This is a genomic window from uncultured Nevskia sp., assembly GCF_903885465.1.
GTDB lineage: Bacteria > Pseudomonadota > Gammaproteobacteria > Nevskiales > Nevskiaceae > Nevskia.
This window is the reverse complement of record NZ_CAISIQ010000430.1, coordinates 1-6,751: the sequence shown is the minus strand read 5'-3', so window position 1 is coordinate 6,751 and position 6,751 is coordinate 1. Positions and strand designations below refer to the sequence as shown.

General features: G+C 65.6%; 6 protein-coding genes. 4 read left to right on the top strand and 2 right to left on the bottom strand.

From position 1 onward, the window contains the following. Positions 1–251: 251 nt before the first annotated feature. Positions 252–1,727, bottom strand: a complete 1,476-nt coding sequence (gene hpnJ, locus QZY06_RS16650) for a hopanoid biosynthesis associated radical SAM protein HpnJ (protein WP_295686181.1) — start codon at positions 1,725–1,727, stop codon at positions 252–254. Next, positions 1,691–2,884, bottom strand: coding sequence for a bacteriohopanetetrol glucosamine biosynthesis glycosyltransferase HpnI (gene hpnI / locus QZY06_RS16645; RefSeq protein ID WP_295686180.1), 1,194 nt, complete (start codon positions 2,882–2,884; stop codon positions 1,691–1,693). Before hpnI ends, hpnJ begins: the two co-directional genes overlap by 37 nt. Positions 2,885–3,035: 151 nt before the next feature. On the opposite strand from hpnI, the gene QZY06_RS16640 reads away from it, so the two are divergent. From QZY06_RS16640 to QZY06_RS16625, 4 genes are all read left to right on the top strand, one after another. Continuing rightward, on the top strand, positions 3,036–3,536 hold the full coding sequence (locus tag QZY06_RS16640) for a DUF2147 domain-containing protein (protein ID WP_295686179.1): 501 nt from the start codon (positions 3,036–3,038) through the stop codon (positions 3,534–3,536). Between the two features lie 162 nt (positions 3,537–3,698). Then, complete coding sequence (mvaD, locus tag QZY06_RS16635) at positions 3,699–4,718, top strand: diphosphomevalonate decarboxylase (RefSeq protein WP_295686178.1); 1,020 nt, start codon at positions 3,699–3,701, stop codon at positions 4,716–4,718. Between the two features lie 18 nt (positions 4,719–4,736). Then, positions 4,737–5,822 carry a hypothetical protein gene (locus QZY06_RS16630; protein ID WP_295686177.1) on the top strand — a complete coding sequence of 362 codons (1,086 nt, stop codon included), beginning with the start codon at positions 4,737–4,739 and terminating at the stop codon, positions 5,820–5,822. Next, the coding region (locus tag QZY06_RS16625; protein ID WP_295686176.1) for a hydroxymethylglutaryl-CoA reductase, degradative at positions 5,819–6,751 on the top strand (933 nt) is incomplete at its 3' end. The genes QZY06_RS16630 and QZY06_RS16625, both read left to right, overlap by 4 nt.

The window sequence follows — 6,751 nt, the reverse complement described above, 5'->3', positions numbered from 1 at the left end:
GTCCTGCCGTAGCCGCAATGCAATAAGACCTCCCTCCCGGCGACCTTGGCAAGTCACAGCCGGGAGGGAGGCCCTGAGTCCAGCACCTTCCGGGCTGCCAGGCCCGTGGAGGTTGCCGAACACCGGAAGGCTAGAGCATTGAAGACGGCGACGGCCTGAACAACCAGCGGGACAACCTGAGGGCGGCCACGCGGCCCCAGAACAACGCCAACGGGTCGAAGCGCCCCCATCACGGCGGGAGACCTACGAGTTCACGCTTCACGCGCTCTGAGAAACCGGAAAAACTCCACGCCCTCACGCAGCCGCCGCTTCAGCATCTGCCAATCGCTGAGCATCTCGCGAACGATCTCCCAGATCTTGCTCGGGCGGAAATAGAAGCGCCGATAGAACACTTCCATGCTGTGAAAGATCTCGTCCTTGGACAGATGCGGATAGCTGATCGCGGCCAGCTGCACGCCCTGCTCGTTGACCAGATTCACCGCGTCGTTCTCCACCAGCCAGCCATTGTCGACTGCCTGCTTGTACAAGGTGGTGCCGGGATACGGCGCTGCGAGCGAGACCTGAATGGTGTGCGGGTTGATCGCCTTGGCCCACTCGATGGTCTTCTCGATCGTCGCCTTCGTTTCGCCCGGCAGGCCGAGTATGAAAGTGCCGTGGATGACGATGCCCAACTTCCGGCAATCCTCGGTGAAGCGTTCGGCGATGTCGGTTTTCAGGCCCTTCTTGATGTTGTGCAGGATCTGGTCGTCGCCGGATTCGTAGCCGACCAGCAGCAGCCGCAGCCCGTTCTCCTTCATCAGCTTCAGCGAGGCGTACGGCACGTTGGCCTTGGCGTTGCAGCTCCAGGTCCAGCCAAGCGCACCTAAGCCGATCGCGATCTCGTGGACTCTTTCCATGTTGGAGGAATCGGTGAAGGTGTCGTCGTCGAACATCAGCTCCTTCACTTCCGGCATGTGCTGCTGGATCCAGCGCGCTTCCTCGATGACGTTGGCGGCCGAGCGCACCCGGTAGCGATGACCACCGACGGTCTGCGGCCACAGGCAGAACGTGCATTTCGAACGGCAGCCTCGGCCGGTGTACAGCGACACGTAGGGATACTGCAGATAGCCAATGAAGTAGTTCTTGATCGTCAGATCGCGCTGGTAGATCGGCGCCACGAATGGCAGCGCGTCCATGTCCTCGATCGTCGCCCGCGGAGGGTTGTGCTTGATCGTGCCGTCGGCAAGGCGATAGCTGATGCCGGTGATTTCGGCCCAGGGCTTGTCGTTGGCGGCGAGTTCGGCGCAGGTGTAGTCGAACTCTTCGCGGGCGACGAAGGCGATGGCTTCGGAGGCCTGCAGCGAGCCGCCCGGATCGACGGCGACCTTGGCGCCGACCATGCCGATGACGATCTGCGGTGCGCGTGCTTTCAGCAGCTCGGCGAACTTGGCGTCGGTCGGGAACGACGGTGTCGAGGTATGGATGATCACCAGCTCGTAGGCTTCGGCGATCGTCAGGCTCTGCTCGACGCTCAGCTCATCGGCCGGCGCATCGACGACCCGGCTGCCCGGCACCATCGCCGCCGGCTGGGCGAGCCAGGTTGGATACCAGAAGCTCTTGATCTCGCGCTTGGCCTGATAGCGGCTGCCGGCACCGCCGTCGAAACCATCGAAGGACGGCGCCTGCAGAAACAGGGTTTTCAGTGCACTTTTCAGCGGCTCGGTCTCTGGCTCGGGGCGGGCGGGCATTGCAGGGCTGGGGTTCGGGCGGGGCGGCGGATGCGCCGAGCGATCTTCATCTGGCGACCGCGCCAGCGCACCACTCGGCCGGCGAGGGCGATCGTCCAGAGCAGCAGGGAAAGGCAGTCGCGGACCGGCACCAATGAAAAATTCTTCAAGGAATCCAGTGGCTTCGACGTTCGTTCCGGGGCTTTGGACTGACCCGAATGTAGCACGAGGCGCAAGCCCAAGGCCGCGCTGGCCAGCAGGCTGGCGAGCAGGGTTCCACCGGCCATCAACCAGCCAGCAACGGCCATCGGCGTGGCGAAGGAGATGAACATGAACAGATAGCCGAGCGGCGCGATCGAGCGGATCGAGCGCAGCCAGCGCAGTTCGCGAGCGGCGAGATCGGCGAGCCGGGTTTCGATGACATCGGTCTGCACGCTGCATTCCGACAGCACCGTGCGCAGGCCCTGCCGGCGAGTCAGCTCGCCGAGCCAGTAATCGTCTGCCACGTGCTGGGACAGCGCCTCGAAACCGCCGATGGTGTTCAGCGTGTCGCGGCGCAGGGCGATCGACGCGCCGAACGAATAGTCGGTGTAGCCGAAGCGCCGGGCCAGGGTCACTGACGGCGCGAACCAGTCGTCGATGAACTGAGCGCCGAGCCGCGCCCATAGGCCGCCGAGTGCCGCGCCGCGATATAGGCAGCTGACCACGCCAACCGTCGGATCGGCCAGCGGCGCGGTGATCCGGCGCAGCAGATCGGGCGGCGCGTGGATGTCGCTGTCGGCCAGCAGCAGCCAGTCATGGCGCGCTTGCGGCAGCAGGTTGATCAGATTGCTGACCTTCAGGTTCAGGCCGTGCACACGGGCATCGATGACCACGGCGATGTCCTGCTGCGGAAACTCGGCGCGCAGGCGCTCGACGGTGGCCAGCGCAGCATCGTTCGCGCTGTGCAGGCCGAACACCAGTTGATAGTGCGGATGATCCTGCAGGCAGAAGCTGCGCAGGTTGTCGTACAGGCCGGGCTCGTGGCCGTAAAGGGGCTTCAGCACCGACACCGCTTGCGTCGCACCCGGCTGGCGCTGCACGCGGCGCTGCCACCAGCGGCAGGCCAGCAGGCTCAGCAATGCGTAACCGCAGGTTGCGATCAGCAGGGCGTGGCCGAGGATGGAGGCGAAGGTCACGACGGGCCGGGGCAGTCTGGATGAGCGGCAGGGAATCGCCACATGGTAGCGGCGCAAGTTTGGTGCCGCTGTGTGCTGCGTCGCTTTGGCGGTTTGTGTAACGTCTTGTCGTCCCTTCAGGAATCGGTCACTCGATGGCGCAAACCGAGCCATGCTGCGGTTGCTGAAAGCGGTCGCTCTGGCCGCGATCGCCCTGCTGCCGCTCAGAACGACGGCTGATGCGCCATGGCGGCCGGACGCGATCGTCGGCCGCTGGCTGATTGCCTCGAAGGACGCGGTGATCGACATCCATCCGGTCGACGGCCCAGCCGGTAGTGAATATCACGGCTCGATCGCCTGGCTGCTCGACAAGACCTACGATGAAAAGGACGGCCCGGCCTTGAGCGGCAAGCCGCTGCTCGATCATCGCAACCCGGATCCGGCGCTGCGCCAGCGACCGCTGATCGGCCTGCCGATGCTGAAAGGCCTGCACTTCGATGGCCAAGATCACTGGCTCGATGGCCGCGTCTACAGTTGCAATGATGGCCGCACCTATCGGGTGCAGGTTTCGCTGGCCGATCGCGATCACCTGAATCTGCGCGGCTATTTCGGGCTGCCGATCTTCGGCATGACCTCGGTCTGGACGCGGATCGCGGTGCCGCCGTCGCCGTGACGAGGTAGGGCATAGGGGGTCCCTGTTCGTCGTCTCGATGACGGTCTAGTAAACTTCGCTCGTGAAACTGTCACATCGGTATGACTGTCCTTCGTGCTGGCCCCGTTTTCGCGGGCTTTGCCCCATCTCGACCGCGAACCCCGTGCACCATTTATGAGCGTGATGTCGACGACGCTGGATGTCTCCCGTCGCGCTGCGGCCCAGGCCCAGCCGAACATTGCGCTGATCAAGTACTGGGGCAAGCGCGACCTGCGCCTGAACCTGCCGGTGGTCGGTTCGCTGTCGATCACCCTGGATACGCTCTGGACGCGCACCGAAGTCCGCTTCGATGACGCGCTCGCGGCCGATTCGATGACCCTGAACGGCAAGGTCGACGCCAAGCAGCTGAAGCGCACCAGCGCCTGTCTCGATCTGCTGCGCGCCCGCGCCGGCGTGACGAGCCGTGCCGAGGTGATCAGCGAAAACAACTTTCCGACCGGCGCCGGCCTGGCTTCGTCGGCGTCCGGCTTCGCGGCGATGGTCATGGCTGGCGACGCTGCCTTGGGTTTGAAGCTGACGCCCGCCGAGCAATCGGTGCTGGCGCGGCGCTGCTCCGGCTCGGCGGCGCGCTCGATCTTCGGCGGCTATGTCGAATGGGCGCATGGCCAGCAGGCCGACGGCGAGGATTCGGTCGCCACGCCGCTGCTCGAAGCCTCGGCCTGGCCGCTGAGCGTGGCGGTTGCCATCACCTCGACGGCCGAGAAAGCGATCGGTTCCACCGAAGGCATGAACCGCACGGCCGACACCAGCCCGTACCAGCAGGCTTGGATCGACTCGCAGGACGTCGATCTCGGCGAAGCCCGTGCCGCCATTGCCGCGCGCGATTTCGAGCGCCTGGCCGATATCTCCGAGCACAGCTGTCTGAAGATGCACGCGCTGGCGCTGGCCGCGAAGCCGGGTCTGCTGTACTGGAACGCGGCGACCGTTGCGGCGATGCATTGCGTGCGCGGCCTGCGCGCCAAGGGCGTGCCGGTGTTCTTCACCATCGACGCCGGCCCGCAGCTGAAAGCGGTCTGCTTGCCGTCTGCTGCCGCTGCGGTGGCCGCTGCGCTGCGCGACGTCCCGGGCGTGCTGAACGTTGTCGAGACCGGTCTCGGCGGCCCGGCGCGGCTGATTGCCGTCGCCGATCTGGCTGCCGCGTAAGCCGCCCATGACCCGCTCATGAACATCGCAGCATCGGCGCCCGGCAAGCTGGTGCTGCTCGGCGAGTACGCCGTGCTCGAAGGTGCGCCGGCGGTGGCGATGGCTGTCGACCGTCGCGCCGTGGTCAAGCTGACCGCGCAGCCGGGCTCGCGCTGCGAAGTATTCGCACCGGACGTTTTGAAAGCGCGCACGCCGTTCTCGATCGGCAGCAATGGCCTGCCGGACTGGCAGGCTGCCGGCGCTGATGCCGCCCGCTTGAATCTGGTCGATGAAGTGCTGCGCGGCCTGGCCGATGAAGGCCTGGCGCCGGCTGCCGGCAGCGGCTTCCATCTGGCGCTCGATACCTCGGCGTTCTTCGATACGCAGAATGCCGAGCGGCCGAAGCTCGGGCTCGGTTCCAGCGCCGCGCTGACCGTGGCGCTGGCCATGGCTTTCGTCGCGCGCACGGGGCAAGCAGACGATGCAGCCAGCCATGTCAGCTGGCTGCCGCGCCTGCTGGCCTTGCACCGCAAGTTCCAGGGTGGACAGGGCAGCGGCGTCGATGTCGCAACCAGCCTGGTCGGCGGCGTCATCGCCTACCAGCTGAATGACGGCGGTACCACGCCGACTGCGCGGCCGCTGACTTGGCCGGCGGGCCTGCACCAGCGTTTCATCTGGTCCGGCCGCTCGGCGTCGACGCCGAAATTCCTGTCGATCCTGCGCGCCTGGCGGCTCGATCACGAAGCCGAATACCGGACCCGGATGGACGCGCTGAGCTCGATCGCTTCGGCTGCCGTCGAGGCACTCGCGGCCGGCGACGCGGCGGGCTTTCTGAGCTGCGCGTCCAGCTACGGCAACGATCTGCGCGCGCTCGGCCTGGCCAGCGGTGTCAGCATCTATTCCGAAGAACATGTGGCGATCGCTGCCGTCGCAGCCTCGCATGAAGGTGTGATCTACAAGCCTTGTGGTGCCGGTGGTGGTGACGTCGGCGTGTTGTTTGCAACGGACCCCGAGCGTCTGACTGCTGCCGTCGCGCAGCTGGCAGCAGCCGGGTTCGCCAGCGTGCCGCTGGCGGTCGATGTGACCGGCCTGCGGATCGCGATAACGGAGAGTGTCGAAGCATGAGTGCCGAACCCCAGCCCACCGCGCCCGCCGCGGACAAAGCGCCCGCCCAATCGATCGACAAGTCGCCCGACAAATCGAGGATCCCGGAGTTCTACAAGCTGTCGGTCAGCGATCGCGTGCGCTTGATGCGCGAGCGTGGCTGGGTGTCGGAAGCCGACTACCAGCAGATGATTTCCGGCGAGCACACCTTGTCGCTGCATCGCGCCGACAAGATGATCGAGAACGTTGTCGGCGTCATGGGGCTGCCGGTCGGTCTCGGGCTCAACTTCCTGATCAACGGCAAGGATTACGTCATCCCGCTGGTGGTCGAGGAGCCATCGATCGTCGCCGCGCTGTCGAGTGCCGCAAAGATCGTTCGGGGAGCGGGCGGCTTCACGGCCGAGATGGACGAGTCGATGCTGATCGGCCAGATCCAGGTCGTCGACATTCCCAATGTGCCACGTGCCCAGAGCGCGCTGCTGCAGCGCAAGGCCGAGTTGCTGAACCTCGCCAATTCGCTGCATCCGCAGATGGTGGCGCGTGGCGGCGGTGCTCGCGATGTCGAGATTCATCTGCACCCGCGGCCCGATGGCCGTGGCGACATGATGGTGCTGCATCTGGTCGTCGACACCTGTGATGCGATGGGCGCCAACCTGGTCAACACGATGTGCGAAGGCCTGGCCTCGCTGGTCGAGTCGATCACCGGCGGCAAGGTGTTCCTGCGCATCCTGTCGAATCTCACCGACCGCGCCTTGGTTCGAGCCAAGTGCGTGATTCCGGTCGCGCGCCTCGCCGGCAAGGGTTTCTCGGGCGAGGAAGTGCGTGACGGCATCGTGCTGGCCACCGATTTCGCCAGCGTCGATCCCTACCGCGCCGCGACGCACAACAAGGGCGTGATGAACGGAGTCGATGCCGTGGCGCTCGCCACCGGCAACGACTGGCGCGCGATT